A 17,627-nucleotide genomic window follows, 5' to 3' on the forward strand; every position below is an offset into this window, starting at 1 on the left:
GCGTCCCAGCCTATCCCGCGCGCGAGTCCCGCCGACAGTCCCTCCGCGCCGTGACGTGTCGGTGCCCCGCCCCGGTCTAGGCTCGACCTGGCCTCGGACGCGACCGTCCCGTCCCGGGCCCCGAGGAGGAACGTCCATGGTCGACGCGCGCATCGTCCAGACCACGAAGGCACTGCACGCCGCCGTCGTCGAGCTCGCCTCGACGCGGGCCGTGTCGAGCATCTCGGTGGCCGACGTGACCCGGGCCGCGGGCATCAACCGCGCCACGTTCTACAGCCACGCGACCTCACCGGGCAGCCTGCTCACCTCGGTGCTCACCCCCGAACTCGACGCCATCCGGGCCGAGGACCACGCCCTGCGCCTCGAGGGCCGGGCCGACGGCCCCGAGGCCACGCGGCGGTCGATCGAGAAGGTCGTCGACCACGTGGTCCGGTACCGCGAGATCTACCGCCTCGCCCTGCCCGACCCCCTCGACGCCTCGATCCACCAAGCGCTGGCCCGCCACTTCGAGGAGTCCAGCGTCCAGCACCTCGACACCCTGCCCGAGGGCAGCCTGCCCGAGGGGCTGGCGGTTCACATCGCCGCGGGGCACCTCGCGCACGGGCTCGTCGGTGCGGTCGAGGCCTGGCTCGGCGGCAAGCGCACGAGCCGCCGTGCCCTGCTCGACACGATGAACCTCATGCTGCCCCCCTGGTGGGGCTGACCCACAGCCGACCGCCGGTCGGCGGGTCGCCTAGGAGGCGCGCAGCAGTCCCGGCCCCACCCGCAGCACCCCGTCGGTGAGGGGCTCGCAGCGCACTCCCCCGCGGCCCCTCAGGGCGCGGAAGGCGCCGGCCCCGAAGACGACGTCCATCCAGGCGCACGGGTTGGCCGCCCGGGTCGCCCGGAACGCCACGGGCCCGTCGCCCGTGTCGAGGTCGAACTCGTGCCCGACCAGCGCGTCGACGTCGACGCCGCGGACGACCACGTTGCGGCGGGTCAGCGCCGCGTCGAGCACCGTGCCCGCGGGCAGGCCGAGCTCGCGGGCCACGTGCTCGAGCTGCTCGGCGGCGAACAGGGTGACCGAGGCGCCCCGGTGCGCGGGAGCGTTGAAGTAGCGGTCGCCCACGATGCCGAGGTGGGCGCGCACGGTGACGGCGTCGTGGAGCTCTGGCCCCGTGGCCGGAGCCGGGGCCGGGCCGTCGGCGGGGCGGCCCACGTAGCGGGAGCGGGGCGAGGCGAGCAGCAGCTCGACGGTGACGGGCGTCGCGGACGCGACCCGCGCCTCCTGCGCTGCTCGGTCGGTGCCCACGCAGGCACGATACCCGGCGATGGCGACGACGCCCGCGACGACGACGGCCGGGCACCCCTGGTGGGGTGCCCGGCCGGTGCCGGTGCTGCCGAGCGGCAGCGGGGTGCTTACTTGGTGAGCGGCTCGAGGGTCGTGTCGTTGGCGTACGCCTCGGCGGCGTTCTCCTTCGTCACGATCTGGGGCGGCAGCAGGTAGGCGGGGACGATCTTGTTGCCGTTGTCGTACGACTCGTCGTCGTTCGTCTCGGCCTTGTCGCCCTTGCTCAGCGAGGTGACCATCGCGACGGCCTGCTTCACGAGGTTGCGGGTGTCCTTGTTGATGGTGGAGTACTGCTCGCCGGCCATGATCGACTTGACCGACTCGACCTCGGAGTCCTGACCGGTGACGACCGGGATGTCCTTGCCGGCCTGCTTCACCGAGGTGATGATGGCGCGGGCGAGGGTGTCGTTCGGGCTGAGGACGCCGTCGAGCTCCTTGTCACCGTAGGTGCTGGTGAGCAGCGAGTCCATGCGGCGCTGGGCGTTCTCGGGCTTCCAGCCGTCGGTCGCCGTCTGCTTGATGTCGGTCTGACCCGAAGCGACGACGAGGGTGCCGTCGTCGATCTTCGGCTGCAGGACGCTCATCGCGCCGTCGAAGAAGACCTTCGAGTTGGCGTCGTCGGACGAGCCGGAGAACAGCTCGATGTTGTACGGGCCGTCGGCCTTCTTGGCGGCCATGCCGTCGAGCAGGGCCTGACCCTGCAGCTCGCCGACCTTGTAGTTGTCGTACGCGACGTAGTAGTCGACGTCGTCCGTGTTGAGGATCAGGCGGTCGTAGGCGATGACCACGGCGCCGGCGTCGTGGGCGGCCTTGACCTGGGTGCCGAGCTGGCCACCGTCGGCGGCGCCGATGATGATGACCTTGGCGCCCTTGGTGACCATGGACTGGATCTCGTCCTGCTGGTTGGCGACGGTGCCGCTGGCCGCTGCGTACTGCACGTCGGGCTTGAAGCCGGCGTCGGTCAGGTCGCTGGTGAAGAGGTCACCGGCGAGGACCCAGTTCTCGCTCGTCTTGGCGGGCAGGGCCACGCCGATCGTCGAGCCGGACTCGAAGCCCGAGGCCGCGTCGCCCGAACCCGCGTCGGTGCGGGCCGAGTTCGAGCAGCCGCTCAGGATCAGCGTCGTTGCTGCGGCGACCGCGAAGGTCGTCAGCGCGAGTTTGCGCATGCTGTGTCTACTTTCTCGTTGTGAGGGGTGGTGCCGTGTGGTCGCCCGCGGTGCGGACTCCCGGTGGAGGCGCGTCCGCCCGTCGATGGACGGGCGCGCCGGGTGGTGGGTCTAGTTGGGCGTGGTGGCCTTGGGCCGCTGGACGTCCGAGATGTCGCCGTTCGGGGTGAGGGCGGGCTCGGTGGTCTCGGCGTCGCGGCCGACGCCGTTCTGGCTGCCGGGCGTCAGGTCGGAGGCGGCGATGCCGTTCTTGTCGCGGCGCAGGCCCCGGGTGAGGAACCCGGTGATCGAGGGGCGACCCTGGCTCTTGTTGTATACGTCGACGGCGACCGCGATCAGCAGCACGAGGCCCTTGATCATCTGCACCTTGTCGGAGCCGACGCCCATCAGCTGCAGGCCGTTGTTCAGGACGGCGATGACGAAACCACCGACGATCGAACCGGTCACCGTGCCGATGCCGCCGGCGACGGCCGCACCACCGATGAAGACCGAGGCGATGGCGTCGAGCTCCCAGTTCAGGCCGTCCTGCGGGCCGGAGGCACCGGCGCGGGCCACGTAGATCATGCCGGCCAGGGCGGCGAGCACCGACATGTTCATCATGACGAAGAAGTTGATGCGCTTGGCCTTGACGCCCGACAGCTCGGCGGCGTGCGAGTTGCCGCCGACCGCGTAGATGTGGCGACCGAAGATGGTGTTCTGCGTCACGAAGCCGTAGACCAGCACGAGTACGCCGAGGATGATGCCCGAGATCGGGAAGGACGTGCCGACCCGGCCGCCGGCGAACAGCGTGGCGGCGTACGCGACGATGGCCACGAGCACGACCAGCTTGACGATGCTGACCCAGAACGGAGCCCGCTCGGAGCCCATCTTCTGCTGGATGCGACGGAGGCGGAACTCGTTGTAGACCACGGCGACGATGATCACGAGGCCGAGCAGCAGCGTCGCATTGTTGTAGCCGGTGTTCGGCCCGAACTCGGGCAGGTAGCCGGCACCGATCACGGTGAAGCCGTCGGGCACGGGGATGGTGTCGGCGTTGCCCACGAACTGGTTGGCACCGCGGAAGAGCAGCATGCCGGCGAGTGTGACGATGAAGGCGGGGACGCCGACGTAGGCGACCCAGAAGCCCTGCCAGGCGCCGATGACCACGCCGACGACCAGGCCGAGCAGGATGGCCGCACCCCAGGGCAGGCCCCAGCTGTCCATCGCCTTGGCGACGACGATGCCGCTGAAGGCGGCGACCGAACCGACCGAGAGGTCGATGTGGCCGGCCACGATGACCATCACCATGCCGATGGCGAGGATCAGGATGTACGAGTACTGGCTGACCAGGGCGATCAGGTTCGTGGGCTGCAGGGTGAGCCCGTCGGTCAGCACCTGGAAGATCAGGATGGCCACGACGAGGGTCGCGATCATGCCGAACTGGCGCGCGTTCGACGTGTTGCCGCCGAACACCTTCTTCAGGTCTTTGATGCCACTCATGCGGCTTGCTCCTTCTTCTTCGAGGTCATGGATCGCATGAGCGTCTCGGCGTCGGCCTCTGAGGCCTCGATCTCGTTCGTGACGGTGCCCTCGAAGATCGTGTAGATGCGATCGGAGAGCCCCAGCAGCTCGGGCAGCTCGGACGAGATGACGATCACGCCTTTGCCCTGTGCCGCGAGCTGGTTGATGATGTTGTAGATCTCGAACTTGGCGCCCACGTCGATGCCGCGGGTCGGTTCGTCGAGGATGAGCAGGTCGGGGTCGGTGAACATCCACTTCGCCAGGACGACCTTCTGCTGGTTGCCGCCCGACAGCTTGGCGACGCCCTCGTCGACCGTCGGGGTCTTGACCCGCAGGCTCTTGCGGTACTCCTCGGCGATCGAGTGCTCTTCGTAGGTGTTGACCACCGACGCCTTCGAGATCTTGGTCAGCTTGGCGGCGACGGTCGAGCGCTTGATGTCGTCGAGCAGGTTGAGCCCGAGCACCTTGCGGTCTTCCGACACGTAGGCGAGGCCGTTGTCGATCGCGTCCGAGACGTTCTTGATCTCGATGGTCTCGCCGTCCTTGACGATCTGACCCGAGACGAACTGCCCGTACGAGCGGCCGAAGATGCTCATCGCGAGCTCGGTGCGACCGGCACCCATCAGGCCGGCCAGGCCGACGATCTCGCCCTTGCGGACGGTGATGGACGAGCCCTTGCAGACGAACCGCTCGGCGGTCTGCGGGTGACGCACCCACCAGTCCTTGACCTCGAAGAAGACCTCGCCGATCTTCGGCGTGCGGTCGGGGAACCGGCTGGCCAGGTTGCGGCCGACCATGCCGCGGATGATGCGATCCTCGTTGACGCCGTCGGCCTTGACGTCGAGGGTCTCGATCGTGCGGCCGTCGCGGATGATCGTGATCGAGTCGGCGATCGCCTCGATCTCGTTGAGCTTGTGGCTGATCATGATCGACGAGATGCCGCGGCCTTTGAGCCCGCGGATCAGGTCGAGCAGGTGCTGCGAGTCGGCCTCGTTCAGGGCCGCGGTGGGCTCGTCGAGGATGAGCAGCTTGACGTTCTTGTTCAGCGCCTTGGCGATCTCGACCAGCTGCTGCTTGCCGACGCCGAGGTTCTTGATGGCGGTGTCGGGGTCGTCGCGGAGGCCCACGCGGGCGAGCAGGTCGATGGCCTTCGTCTTGGCGGCTCGCCAGTCGATGGCACCGAAGCGGGTCGGCTCGTTGCCGAGGAAGATGTTCTCGGTGATCGAGAGCTCGGGGATGAGCGCCAGCTCTTGGTGGATGATCACGATGCCCTGCGACTCGCTCGAGCGGATGTCGCGGAAGCGCATCACGTCGCCCTGGTAGACGATGTCGCCGGTGTAGGTGCCGAAGGGGTAGACCCCCGAGAGCACCTTCATCAGGGTGGACTTGCCGGCGCCGTTCTCGCCGCAGATGGCGTGCACCTCACCGGCGCGGACCTGCATCGACACGTCGTCGAGCGCCTTGACGCCCGGGAACTCCTTGGTGATGGAGCGCATCTCGAGGATGACGGGAGAATCAACGCCCATGCGGGGCACCCCCGGGGATGTGGCTGCTCGCGAGCTGTGCGCTCGACGTCACGGCACTGGGCACGTCGTCCTCGACCTTCGACCTCGTCGTCGTCCGACGGAGACGTGCTCCGGCGGGCATCCTGCTGTTCGACGTCGCCGTGCGGGGCCCGAGCGCGGAACCGGCGTTCGTTGCCCGGCCCGCTGAATGTGACCGTTCACACCGCGACTGGAGCAAAGCTAATCCTGAGAGGGGGTCGTGTCAAATGCCGTTGCGGATCCGTTATCGAAGCCGGTCCGCGCGACGCTCGCCGCGCCTCCTGACCACCCCGACGTCGGGGTGCCCGCGGGCAGGTCAGAGGAACCAGGGGCGCGAGGTCGACCCGCGCACGACGAGTTCCGGGGGGATCAGGGTGCGGTCGACGACCGTGCCGCCCTCGAGCTCGGCCACGACCAGCTCGACGGCCCGGCGACCGATCAGCGCGAAGTCCTGCCGCACCGTCGTGAGCGGGGGCCACAGGTGCGGCGCGGTCGGCGAGTCGTCGAAGCCGACGACGCTGACCTCGCGCGGCACGTCGACGTCGGCCTCGCGAAAGGCGTGCAGAAGCCCCACGGCCATCAGGTCGTTCGCCGAGAACACCGCCGTGAAGTCACGTCGACGCAACAGCTCTTGACCCGCCGTGTAGCCGAAGTCGGCCGTCAGGTCGCCGAGGATGGGCGGCTCGATCGACAGGTCGGCCTCTCCCATCTCGAACAGGAAGCCCTGCATGCGTTCGTCGGCCTCGATCCAGTCCTGCGGGCCGGCGACGTGGACGATGTGCCGGTGGCCGAGGTCGATGAGGTGCCGGGTGGCGAGCCGGGCCCCCTCGAACTGGTCGACCGACAGGCTGTGGGCGCGGGCCCGCTGCGTCGAGTCGAGGGCCACGATCGGCACGTCGAGGTCGAGTTCGTCGATGACGTCGAAGAACTTGCGCTGCGGGGCGATGACGATGATCGCCTCGACCGCCTGGTTCGTGAGTAGCTGCAGGCTCGCCCGGACGTCGTCGGACGCCGTGGTCGTGCTCGCGATGCTGAGCCGGTAACCCGCGGTGCGGGCCTCGAACTCGATGGCGTTGACGATGGTCTGCGGGCCGAAGTGGACGTTCTGCAGGGTGAGCACGCCGATGGCCTTCGACCGGCTCGTGACCAGCGCCCGGGCGGCCTGGTTCGGTCGGTAGCCGATCTGGTCGATGACGTCGAGCACCTTCTGGCGGGTCGTCGGCCGGATGCTCGGGCTGTCGTTGAGGACGCGCGAGACGGTCTGGTACGACACCCCGGCGAGGGCGGCCACGTCACGGATGTTGGGAGCACGCACCTTGTCGATGTCAGGCTTCACCGTCGCTCCGTCGCTCTGTGACCGCGCGATGTGACCGTACACATCGTCGTCCGGAGACCATTATGCATTCATCCGGCAGGAGGCGCGGTCAGCGTCCTCGGGGCACAGCCCGGCCGCTGAGCGCGAGGGCGAGCACGGCGACGCCGGTGCCCACGGCGAAGCAGGCGACGAACGCGATCGGGTTCGACGCCCCGCCCAGCAGCCCGAACGCCGCCCCGGTCAGGGCCAGTGCGACGGCGGACCCGGTCGAGTCGGCGATGGTGAGCGCCGAGCTGTTGAACCCGCGCTCGGCCTCGGGCGACAGCGCCAGCACGAGCACCGAGAAGCGCGGGTACATGAACCCCATGCCGAACCCGGCGACGGCCCAGGTGGCGATCAAGGCGGCCGGGGGCAGGTGGAAGAGCGGGGTGAGGGCGGCGACGACGACGCCGAGCAGCACGAGGACGATGCCCACCCGGATGCCCGTGCGCTGCCGCACCCGGTCGCCGAGTCGACCCTGCACCCAGCTGGCGAACGCCCAGCCCAGCGCGCCGAGCGTCAGGGTGACGCCCGACGCCGAGGCGCTGAAGTCGTATTCGGCCGAGAGCATGTAGGGGATGTAGACCTCGCTGCCGAGGAACGCCGCCCCGACGAGCCCGCGCAGCAGCACGAGCGTCGGCAGCCCGGGGGCCGCCCGCAACGTGCCGTGGGGCAACAGGGGCCGGAGGGCCACGGCGAGCACGACGACCGCCACCACGATGACGACGACGGTGAGCCAGGTGGGGAACTCGGAGACGAGGTTGAGCGCGAGGACGCCGAGCGCGGCCCCGACCGACCAGAGGATGCGCCCGACGCTCCAGGGGACGCGCTGCGCCCCCTGGGCCACCTCGGGCGGTGGGACGCGACGCAGGCTCGGCAGGATCGCGAAGAAGGCGGGAACGGCGAGGGCGAGGGCCCCGAGGAAGACCCAGTGCCAGCCCACCGTCTCGGCGACGACCCCGGCGACGAGCGGCCCGACGAGCCCGGGCACCACCCACGCGGCCGCGAAGCCGGCGAAGATCGACGGGTGCAGGCCCGGCGGGTAGAGCCGGGCGACCATGACGTACAGCCCGACGATGACCGCACCCGAGCCGACGCCCTGCACGAGTCGGCCCAGCAGCAGCACGACCATGTCGGGCGCGGTGCCGACCACGAGCAGGCCGACGGCGAACATCAGCATCGAGGCGATGACGACGACGCGGGGACCGCTGCGGTCGGCCCAGTTGCCGGCGACGACCATGCCCACGAGCCCCGAGGCGAGCGGGGCGGCGAAGCTGAGCGAGTAGAGCGCCTCGCCGTCGAGCTCGCGGCTGATGATCGGCATGATCGTCGTGACCGCCAGCGACTCGAACGCGGCGATGCCGATCAGCGCGCACATGCCCAGAGTGGCCAGGCGGTACCGGCTGCCGAGCACGCCCTCGGGGCGGGTGCTCACGGCGGCGTCGGACATGCGTCGAGCCTAGGCCGAGCCACCGACGCCGCGCGCCTCCCCGGGCGCGCACGACGCTCGGAAGCTAAGAGCGACGGAGGCGCGGTGCGGGACTCCCCGCACCGCGCCTCCTCGTCGGGTCGCGACGCCTAGGCGTCGAGGCGCGAGAGCGCCTGGGTGACGTCGCCGAGCAGGTCGTCGACGTCCTCGATGCCGACCGACAGCCGGACGATCGTGTCGGGCACCTCGAGCTCGGTGCCGCGCACCGAGGCGTGGGTCATCTCGCTCGGGTAGCCGATCAGCGACTCGACGCCGCCAAGCGACTCGGCCAGCTGGAAGATCTCGGTCGACTCGGCGAAGCGCCGGGCCGCCGCAGCACCCGCGGCGAGCTGCACCGAGAGCATGCCGCCGAACGCACGCATCTGCCGCGCGGCGAGCTCGTGCCCCGGGTGCGACTCGAGCCCCGGGTAGTAGACCCGCTCGACGGCCGGGTGCCCTTCGAGTGCCCGGGCGATCGCGAGCGCGTTCGACGAGTGGCGGTCGACCCGGACGCCGAGGGTCTTGACGCCGCGGACCGTCAGCCAGGCCTCCATCGGCGCCGACACGGCACCCACGCCGAACTGCACGAAGCCGACCTTCGAGGCGAGCTCGTCGTCGGCCACGACGACCGCCCCGCCGACGACGTCGGAGTGCCCGCCGATGTACTTCGTCGTCGAGTGCACCACCGCGTCGGCCCCGAGCGAGAGCGGCTGCTGCAGGTAAGGCGAGGCGAAGGTGTTGTCGACCACGACGACCGCGCCGGCCGCGTGACCGATCTCGGCGAGCGCCGCGATGTCGCTGATCTTCATCAGCGGGTTGCTCGGCGTCTCGACCCACAGCACGGCGGTCGGTGCGGCCTGCACGGCTGCGCGCACGGCGTCGAGGTCGCTCATCTCGACCGTGTCGAGCGTGACGCCCCACGGCACCCAGACCCGGTCGACGAGGCGGTGCGTGCCGCCGTAGACGTCGTTGCCCATGACGATGCGCGAAGCGGGTGCCAGGACCGAGCGCAGCAGGGCGTCCTCGGCCGACAGCCCCGAGGCGAAGCTGAACGCCGCGCTGCCGCCCTCGAGGTCGGCGAGCAGGGTCTGCAGCGAGTCGCGGGTCGGGTTCGCCGAGCGGGCGTACTCGTAGCCGCCGCGGAACCCGCCGATGCCGTCCTGCACGAAGGTGGACGACTGGTAGATGGGCGGCACGACAGCACCGGTCGTGGGGTCGAACTCCTGGCCGGCGTGGATCGCGCGGGTCGAGAAACCGTGGGTCATGGGGTGTCCTTTCGAGGGGGACGGGTGCTGCGGTGCGGGTGGGGAAGAGAAGGAGGCGCGGGCCGGCTGGCGAGGCCGGGTCGCCCCGGCCGTCGGCTCACGACGACAGGAACGCCAGCACGTCTTGGCGGGTGACGACGCCGACCGGCCGACCGTCGTCGGTGACGAGCAGGGCGTCGACCGACTCGAGGGCCGTGCGGGCCGCCGAGACGGGCTCGTTGACGCCGATCAGCGGTAGCGGGTCGCCGAGGTACGCCGAGACGGCGTCGCCCATCGTGGCCCCGCCCCGGAAGATCGCCTCGAGCAAGGCCTTCTCTTCGATGGCGCCGACGACCTCGCCGATGACGACGGGGGGCTCGGCCGAGAGCACGGGCATCTGCGAGACCCCGTAGGTCTTCATGATGCCGATGACGTCGTGGACGGTGTCGGACGGGTGCGCGTGCACGAGGTCGGGCAGCTGACCGTCCTTCGACGCGATCAGGTCGCGCACCGAGCGCTCGTCGTGGCTGACGCCGAAGCCGTACGAACGCATCCAGGCGTCGTTGAAGATCTTGCCGAGGTAGCCGCGCCCACTGTCGGGCAGCAGCGCGACGACCACGTCGTCGGGGCCGAGCTCGCGGGCGACGTCGAGGGCCGCCGCGACGGCGAGGCCCGACGAGCCGCCGACGAGCAGCCCCTCTTCGCGGGCGAGGCGACGCGTCAGCTCGAACGAGCGGGCGTCGTCGGCGGCGATGATGCGGTCGACGACCGACGGGTCGTAGGCGGCCGGCCAGAAGTCCTCGCCGACCCCCTCGAGCAGGTAGGGGCGGCCGGTGCCACCGCTGTAGACGCTGCCCTCGGGGTCGGCGCCGACGACCTGCACCGCGCCTCCGGACACCTCTTTGAGGTAGCGGCCGGTACCGCTGATGGTGCCGCCGGTGCCGACGCCCGCGACGAAGTGCGTGATGCGACCGTCGGTGTCGCGCCAGATCTCGGGGCCGGTCGTCTCGTAGTGGCTGAGCGGGCCGTTGGGGTTCGCGTACTGGTTCGGCTTGAAGGCCCCGGGGATCTCTCTCGCCAGGCGGTCCGAGACGCTGTAGTACGACTCGGGGCTGGTGGGCTCGACGGCGGTCGGCGTGACGACGATCTCGGCGCCGTAGGCCTTCAGCACGTTGCGCTTGTCGTCGCCGACCTTGTCGGGCAGCACGAACACGCAGCGGTAGCCGCGCTGCTGCGCGACCAGGGCCAGCCCGACGCCCGTGTTGCCGCTCGTGGGCTCGACGATGGTGCCGCCGGGGCCGAGCAGCCCGTCACGCTCGGCGGCGTCGATGATGCGGGTGGCGATGCGGTCTTTCGACGACCCGCCCGGGTTCACGTACTCGACCTTGACGAGCACCGTCGCCGTGATGCCCTCGGTCACCTTGTTGAGCTTGACCAGCGGGGTGTCGCCGATCAGGTCGAGGACGGTCTCGGCGTACTTCACGGGGGGTGCTCCGGTTCTCGCGCGGCCCTCGTGGGGCGCGGCGCAGGTCGACGACTCGGGTGGCCGGGCCGGCCGGTGCGTCCTGGCGGGCCCGTGGGCCGAGTCTACCGAGGGGGTGGTGCCGTGTGACGGCTGCGTGACGTCGCCCGCCCGACTGGCACGCGCCTCCCAGGCAGTCGTGAGACAAAATGGATGACGCATCTACGATCGGGTGCGTCCCGACCACCTCCCCGACCCAGAGGACCCCCGTGGCCAGCAGCGACAAGCCGACCGACAAGCCCACCGTCAAGCAGCAGCGCGACGCCCGACGCCAAGAGAAGGTCGCCGAGCTCAAACGGCAGCAGGCCCGGGCGAAGCGCAACCGCACGATCGGCATCGTCACGGCCTCGGTGGCCGGCGCGGCGGTGATCGCGCTCGTCGTGACCTTCGTCGTGACGAGCGGGCAGCCCCGTCAAGACCCCCAGGCCATCGAGGTGGACGGCGTGAAGACGTATGCCGACCTCACCGCGAACCACGTGGGCGGCAGCGTCGACTACGCGATGACCCCGCCGGCCGGTGGCGACCACAACCAGATCTGGCTCAACTGCGGCGTCTACACCGAGCCGGTGCCGAACGAGAACGCCGTCCACGACCTCGAGCACGGCGCGGTCTGGTTCACCTACGACCCCGAGCAGGTCAGCGAGTCCGAGATCGAGGCGCTGCGCGACTTCGCCCCCGACACCTACGCGGTGGTCTCGCCCTATGAGGGTCTCGACTCGCCGATGTACGTGTCGGCCTGGGGCGCCCAGCTGCCCTTCTCGAACGTCACCGACGACGAGGCCACCGTCTCGGACTTCGTCACCAAGTACTGGAAGTCCACGAACGCCCCCGAGCCCGGCGCCCCCTGCACCGGCGGCGTGGACGGCACCGGCAAGATCGCGTGAGCGGGCCCGGCCGTGACGACGGCGACGTGACCGACGAGGCGGCGCCGACCCGCGCCTCCTCGGCTCGTCGGCTGCGGCTGGTCGTCGCGGGCGTCCTGACGGTCGCGATCGTGCTGCTGGTGGGCGTCGCGCTCGGTCGGCTCAGCTCGCCGAACCCGGTCACGCCCGGCACCGACAGCGTCGAGGCCGGCTTCTCACGCGACATGCAGGTGCACCACGAGCAGGCCGTGCAGATGGCCATGATGGTCCGCGACCGCACCGACGACCCCGACGTCCGCTCGCTGGCGTACGACCTGGCCCTGACGCAGTCGCAGCAGGCCGGGCAGATGTACGCCTGGCTCGAGCTGTGGCGCGTGCCCCAGGCGCCGTCCGAGCCGACCATGACGTGGATGACCCGGCCGACGCTCGACGGCGACTACGGCAGCCACCACATGTCGGGCGAAGGAGGCGCGAGCGGCTCGGCGACGCCGGTCGCCACCCACGAGCCCGGCGGCCGCATGCCGGGGCTGGCCACCGACGAGCAGCTCGCCTCGCTCGACTCGGCGCGCGGCGTCGAGGCCGAACGGATCTTCTTGACGCTGATGATCGCCCACCACGAGGGCGGCATCGAGATGGCCGACGCGATCCTCGCCCGCAGCGAGGTGCCGCAGGTGCGGGCCTTCGCCTCGGGCATGGTGCAGACGCAGCAGAGCGAGGTCGACGCCATGCAGGCGATGCTCGCCGAGCGCGGCTGAGGGCGCCGGGCGGCCGAGCGCGGCTGAGCCCCTCTCAGCCGGCCAGGGCCGCGCGCGCCTGGTCGCGGCGACGTTCGATGACGTCGCCGAACTCGCGTGCCAGCCGCGGCCGCACGCGGACCAGGTCGTCGAGCGTCGACGTCGGCACCACCGCGACGGCCACCTCGGTCAGCGCGACGGCGTTCGTCGACGTCACCTCGCGCGTCAGGGCGGTCTGCCCCACGTAGTCGCCGGCCTCGACCCGGGTGACCGGCACGACCGCGCCGTCGGGCAGCGTCGCGCCGAGCGACACGGCACCGTGCAGCACGAAGCGGACGGCCTCGGGCACGACGCCGGCCGGCAGCACGACCTCACCGGCGGCGTAGCGCTCGAGCCGGACGAGCGGCACGAGGGCGGGGGTGTCCTCGGCCGACAGGTTCAGGGTGGGCGCGATCGCGAGCACGGCCTGTTCCGTGCGCTCGGGCGTGACGAAGTCGTCGGTGGCGTCGCCGTCGAGCGCGAGGCCGGCCCGCCGGGCGGCGTACCAGAGCCAGCCTCGGAAGGTCGCGAGGGCGGCCCCCTCGAGCGCGGGCCCGCGGGTGTCGAACGACAGCTCGTAGTCCGTGCCGCCGAGCGGCACGGCGACCGGTGAGCTGCCCTCGGCCAGCTGGGGCAGGGCCGACGCGACGCGCTGCAGCAGGGCGACGACCTCGGCGGGCGGGTCGTCGGTCGTGAACGAGACCGTCGTCGTCACGGTGAAGCTGCCGCCGCCCCGACTGAGGTTGGTGAACGACGCACCGGCCAGGGTGGCGTTCGGCATGATCTGGATGCCGTTGCCCGTGTCGATGTGGACGGCCCGCCAGTTGACCTGGACGACCCGGCCGCGGACTCCCCCGGCGTCGAGCCAGTCGCCCAACCGGAACGGCTGTTCGAACAGCAGCAGCAGCCCCGACACGATGCTGCCGATGGCCCCCTGCAGCGCCAGGCCGAGGACGATCGACGTGACGCCGAGCGCCGTGAACAGGCCCGCCACGTCCGTTCCCCAGACGACGCTGAAGAGCACGGCCAGGCCGATCGCGATGAGGATGATCCGGCCGATGTCGACGAAGATCGACGGCAGCCGGTCGCGCCAGCTGTGACTAAGCCGACACCTGTTGCCCGTAGAGCTCGGCGTACACGCCGCCCAGCGCGAGCAGTTCGTCGTGCGTGCCGCGCTCGACGACGCGGCCCGCGACGACGACGAAGACGACGTCCGCCTCGCGCACGGTCGAGAGGCGGTGGGCGATCGCGATCGTCGTCCGGCCCCGGGTCGCCGTGTCGAGAGCCTCTTGCACCACCCGCTCGGAGACCGTGTCGAGGGCGCTCGTCGCCTCGTCGAGGACCATCACCGCCGGGTCCTTCAAGAGGACGCGGGCGATGGCGATGCGTTGCTTCTCGCCACCCGAGAGGCGGTAGCCCCGCTCCCCGACGATCGTGTCGTACCCGTCGGGGAACGACGCGATGGTCTCGTGGATGTTGGCCTGCCGGGCCGCGTCGACCAGTTGCTCGTCGGTCGCGTCGGGCCGCGCGTACCGCAGGTTGTCGCCGATGCTGGCGTGGAAGAGGTACGTCTCTTGGCTGACGATGCCGATGTGGCCGACCAGGCTCTCCTGGTCGAGCCGCCGGACGTCGGTTCCGGCGAAGCGCACCGCGCCTCCGGACGCCTCGTAGAACCGTGGGATCAGGTACGACACGGTCGTCTTGCCGGCGCCGCTCGGGCCGACGAAGGCCGCGAACTGACCGGGCGCGATGTCGAACGAGACGCCGTCGAGGGTCTTCTGCCCCGGTTCGGCGTCGGGGTACGAGAACGAGACGTCGTCGAACTCGACCCGGCCGAGCTGCGTCTCGTCGACGGTCTCGGCCGACGCGTCGTTCGTGATCGCCGGGTGCAGGTCGAGGTACTCGAAGATGCGGGCGAAGAGCGCTCCGGAGGTCTGCAGGTCGAGGGCCACCCGCAAGAGGCCCATGAGCGGGAACGTCAGTCGGGCCTGCACCGTCGTGAACGCGACGATCGTGCCGGCCGTCACCGGGACGTCGCGAAGGATGAGCCAGGCCGCGACCAGGTAGATGAGGGCGGGGATGACCGACAGGAAGATCTGGACGACGGCGAAGAACCACTGGCCGCTCATCTGCTGGCGCACCTGCAACCCGATCTGGGTGCGGTTCTCGGCCGAGTACCGTTCGACCTCGGCACGCTGCTGGTTGAAGCTCTTCGCCAACAGGATGCCGCTGACGCTCAAGGCCTCCTGCGTGATCGACGTCATGTCGCTGAGGGACTCCTGCGTCTTGGTGGCGATGCGCGCCCGCACCTGACCGACCCGGCGCTGGGCGACGACGAGCAACGGCAGCAGGATCACCGTGACGACCGTCATCTGCCAGCTGAGCACGAGCATCGACACGAACGCGGCGATGACCGTGACCGTGTTGCCGAGGACGCTCGAGATCGTGTTGCTCAGCACGCTCGCGACGCCGCCGACGTCGTTCTGCAGCCGGGACTGGATGACGCCGGTCTTCGTGCGGGTGAAGAAGGCGAGCTCCATGCGCTGGAGGTGACCGAACAGGCGGATGCGCAGGGCACCCATGACCTTGTTGCCGACCGTCGCCGTGAGGTACGTCTGCCAGACGCCGATGCCGGCCGACAGCACCCAGAGCCCCACCATGGCGCCCACCAGCTCGAGCAGGACGGGCACGTCGGGGCCGCCCGGCGGGAACAGCCCCCGGTCGAACGCCTGCTTGGTGAGCAGCGGCGGAGCCACGCTGATGGCCGCCCCGATCAGGACGAGCACGACCGTGACGACGAGGGCCCGCTTGTGCGGAGAGAAGAGGCCCCGGATGCGACCGACGAGGTCGGGAATGCGGGGCGCCGTGGCGTTGGCCGCCCGCTGGGCGTCGGCGTCACCGCTCGACACCCGGGACCCACCCGGCCGAGCGCCGCCACGGGGACCGCCCGCGGGCGGATGCATCGAGCTCATCCGGTCAGCGTAGGCCGGACGCCCCCCGATCGTCGCCGTGCAGCCGCAGATCGGTGCAGTCCGTGCACCGATGCGACGTCGGCGCCAGCGCGACACGCCGTAGAACGACCGTTCGTCCCCCAGTTGTGGGCGCAATGCCCGACACACCCCCCGGTGCGAAGACCACTCAGTTTAGTATGGCGGTGTCGGTGCACCTGACCAGGCACCGGCGGCCGCGCCCCCGTACCCGACGAGTGGGCCTCCCGAAGCGGCAGAGCTAGGACCAACGTGAACACGTCGAACCCCACGGCCGTCGAACCACCGAGTGCCGAACTTCAGCCCGCCGACCACCGGGCCGCTCTCGATGCCATCGAGCAGGGCTGGACCCAGATCGCCCCCGTGCAAGGGGCGCGCCTCCGCGAGGCGATCCGGTCGACTCCCGAAGAGGAGTGGCGCGGGAGGCCGCGCATCCTGCTGGCGTTGGCGGCGAGCCACCGCTCGGTCGGCTCGCGCTCGCGCAGTGCCGCGCTGCCGTGGTTCCGCGGCGTGGCCAAGGCCCTCGACGCCGACCCCGACCTGCCGCTCGACATCAGGGCGGGGTACCACGTCCACCTCGGCGCGTCCCTCCGCACCCTCGGCAACTTCGTCGTGGCCCACGAGCACCTCGAGGTCGCACGCACCCTGATCGAGAACGACCTCGTCGAGTCGATCAGCGTCCGCATCTCGCTCAGCGCCTCGTTCTCGCTGCAGCTCGGCCTGATCCGCCTGCACTACGGCGAGATCGACCAGGCCCGGTTCGCCCTCAGCCTCGCGAACGGGCTCGGCGAGGACCACCTCAGCACGGCCGAGCGCGTCGAGTGCCTATCGGCCCTCGCCTTCGTCGCCATGCTGATCGGCGACTTCGACCTCGCCGACCGGCACGTCGACCTCGCCCGCGAGCTCGCCGACGGCACCGACCTGTTGGCCAGCTCGTTCGGAGCCCTGACGCAGATCACGCGCGTGCACCTCGCGCTCGAACGCGGCGCGGCCGTCAGCGGCCACGAGGGCCTGCTCGCCGACGTCCGCCAGGCGTCCCGCGGCAGTGACTGGGAGGCCCTCGGCCTCTTCGCCGAGGCCCACGTGCTGTTGTCCGAGGGGCGACACATCGAGGTGCTCGACCTGCTCGCCCGCATCACCCGCACCATCGACGGCTTCACCGGCCACAGCGCCCTGACCGACTCGGCCACCGTCATGCGCGCCGAGACCATGCGCCTGCTCGGCCAGCCCCACGAGGCCCGGCGACTGGCGTCGTCGGTGACCCCGTCTCACCACCACATCCGGTGCCCCGGTCGCGTGCTCGCCCTCGTGCACCTCGCCGCCGGCGAGCCGGACTCCGCCCTCGAGGCGCTCGAGCCCTGCCTGGCCATCGGCGACCTCCACAGCGAACGCACCATGGGCCAGGTGCACGCCCTGCAGGCCGCCGCCCACCTCGCGCTCGGCGACGGTCCCCGCAGCGACATCGCGTTCGACCAGGCCCTGCTGAGCGCCGGCCACAACGGGTCCGTCTGGCTGTTCGCGACGCTGTCCGAGGACGTCCTCGACCACCTGGTGCAACGTGCCGTCGGCCGCCGCCAGCCGCCGGCCATCGTCGGGGTGCTCGACCGGCTCCGCGGCACCTCGGCCGACGTCGTGCCCCAGCTCGCCGAACCGCTCAGCGACCGCGAGCTCGTCATCGTCCGACACCTGGCCACGGGCCAGACCCTCGGTCAGATCGGCAGCCAGTTGTTCATCTCGGTCAACACGGTCAAGAGCCACGTGCGCAGCATCTACCGCAAGCTGCAGGCGTCGTCGAGGCGTGAGGCCATGACCCGCGTCAAGCAGTTGGGCCTCGACCTCGAGGACTGACCACGACGGGGCTCGGCGCGCGTCGTAC

The 17,627-nt window shown here is 70.7% G+C and carries 14 protein-coding genes; 4 read left to right on the forward strand and 10 right to left on the reverse strand.

All coding sequences use genetic code 11. The annotated features are described in order from the left end of the window. Positions 1-136: 136 nt before the first annotated feature. Complete coding sequence (locus ITJ55_RS05130) at positions 137-703, forward strand: TetR/AcrR family transcriptional regulator (RefSeq protein ID WP_194594356.1); 567 nt, start codon at positions 137-139, stop codon at positions 701-703. A 30-nt stretch (positions 704-733) separates the two neighbouring features. On the opposite strand, the gene ITJ55_RS05135 is transcribed toward ITJ55_RS05130, so the two are convergent. From ITJ55_RS05135 to ITJ55_RS05170, 8 genes are all read right to left on the reverse strand, one after another. Then, positions 734-1,291, reverse strand: coding sequence for an MOSC domain-containing protein (locus ITJ55_RS05135; protein WP_370544019.1), 558 nt, complete (start codon positions 1,289-1,291; stop codon positions 734-736). 107 nt (positions 1,292-1,398) lie between these two features. Beyond that, the gene (locus ITJ55_RS05140; RefSeq protein ID WP_056257736.1) at positions 1,399-2,496 is read right to left on the reverse strand and encodes a sugar-binding protein; all 1,098 of its coding nucleotides are present in this window, start codon (positions 2,494-2,496) and stop codon (positions 1,399-1,401) included. A gap of 111 nt (positions 2,497-2,607) precedes the next feature. Continuing rightward, entirely contained in the window at positions 2,608-3,975 is a 1,368-nt protein-coding gene (gene mmsB / locus ITJ55_RS05145) for a multiple monosaccharide ABC transporter permease (protein WP_082486351.1), read from the reverse strand. Further along, complete coding sequence (gene mmsA, locus ITJ55_RS05150; protein WP_194594357.1) at positions 3,972-5,522, reverse strand: multiple monosaccharide ABC transporter ATP-binding protein; 1,551 nt, start codon at positions 5,520-5,522, stop codon at positions 3,972-3,974. Before mmsA ends, mmsB begins: the two co-directional genes overlap by 4 nt. Before the next feature lie 334 nt (positions 5,523-5,856). Then, positions 5,857-6,876 carry a LacI family DNA-binding transcriptional regulator gene (locus ITJ55_RS05155; protein WP_370544020.1) on the reverse strand — a complete coding sequence of 340 codons (1,020 nt, stop codon included), beginning with the start codon at positions 6,874-6,876 and terminating at the stop codon, positions 5,857-5,859. An 88-nt stretch (positions 6,877-6,964) separates the two neighbouring features. Next, entirely contained in the window at positions 6,965-8,344 is a 1,380-nt protein-coding gene (locus tag ITJ55_RS05160) for an MFS transporter (protein ID WP_194594358.1), read from the reverse strand. 128 nt (positions 8,345-8,472) lie between these two features. Further along, complete coding sequence (locus tag ITJ55_RS05165) at positions 8,473-9,627, reverse strand: cystathionine gamma-synthase (protein WP_194594359.1); 1,155 nt, start codon at positions 9,625-9,627, stop codon at positions 8,473-8,475. Positions 9,628-9,724: 97 nt separating this feature from the next. Continuing rightward, positions 9,725-11,089: a cystathionine beta-synthase gene (locus ITJ55_RS05170; RefSeq protein WP_194594360.1), complete on the reverse strand. Its 1,365-nt coding sequence runs from the start codon at positions 11,087-11,089 to the stop codon at positions 9,725-9,727. Between the two features lie 248 nt (positions 11,090-11,337). On the opposite strand from ITJ55_RS05170, the gene ITJ55_RS05175 reads away from it, so the two are divergent. Continuing rightward, positions 11,338-12,012 carry a DUF3105 domain-containing protein gene (locus tag ITJ55_RS05175; RefSeq protein ID WP_370544021.1) on the forward strand — a complete coding sequence of 225 codons (675 nt, stop codon included), beginning with the start codon at positions 11,338-11,340 and terminating at the stop codon, positions 12,010-12,012. 26 nt (positions 12,013-12,038) lie between these two features. Continuing rightward, positions 12,039-12,746, forward strand: a complete 708-nt coding sequence (locus ITJ55_RS05180; RefSeq protein WP_194594749.1) for a DUF305 domain-containing protein — start codon at positions 12,039-12,041, stop codon at positions 12,744-12,746. 34 nt (positions 12,747-12,780) lie between these two features. Here the strand turns inward: ITJ55_RS05180 and ITJ55_RS05185 are convergent, their stop codons facing one another. Both ITJ55_RS05185 and ITJ55_RS05190 read right to left on the reverse strand, forming a co-directional pair. Beyond that, positions 12,781-13,788, reverse strand: a complete 1,008-nt coding sequence (locus ITJ55_RS05185; protein WP_194594362.1) for a mechanosensitive ion channel domain-containing protein — start codon at positions 13,786-13,788, stop codon at positions 12,781-12,783. A gap of 76 nt (positions 13,789-13,864) precedes the next feature. Then, entirely contained in the window at positions 13,865-15,736 is a 1,872-nt protein-coding gene (locus ITJ55_RS05190) for an ABC transporter ATP-binding protein (protein ID WP_370544022.1), read from the reverse strand. 267 nt (positions 15,737-16,003) lie between these two features. Between ITJ55_RS05190 and ITJ55_RS16450 the strand changes: the two genes are divergently transcribed. Continuing rightward, positions 16,004-17,599, forward strand: coding sequence for a LuxR C-terminal-related transcriptional regulator (locus ITJ55_RS16450; RefSeq protein ID WP_194594363.1), 1,596 nt, complete (start codon positions 16,004-16,006; stop codon positions 17,597-17,599). Positions 17,600-17,627 lie beyond the last annotated feature (28 nt).

The organism is Frigoribacterium sp. VKM Ac-1396 (genome assembly GCF_015350895.1).
Taxonomy (GTDB): Bacteria; Actinomycetota; Actinomycetes; order Actinomycetales; family Microbacteriaceae; genus Frigoribacterium.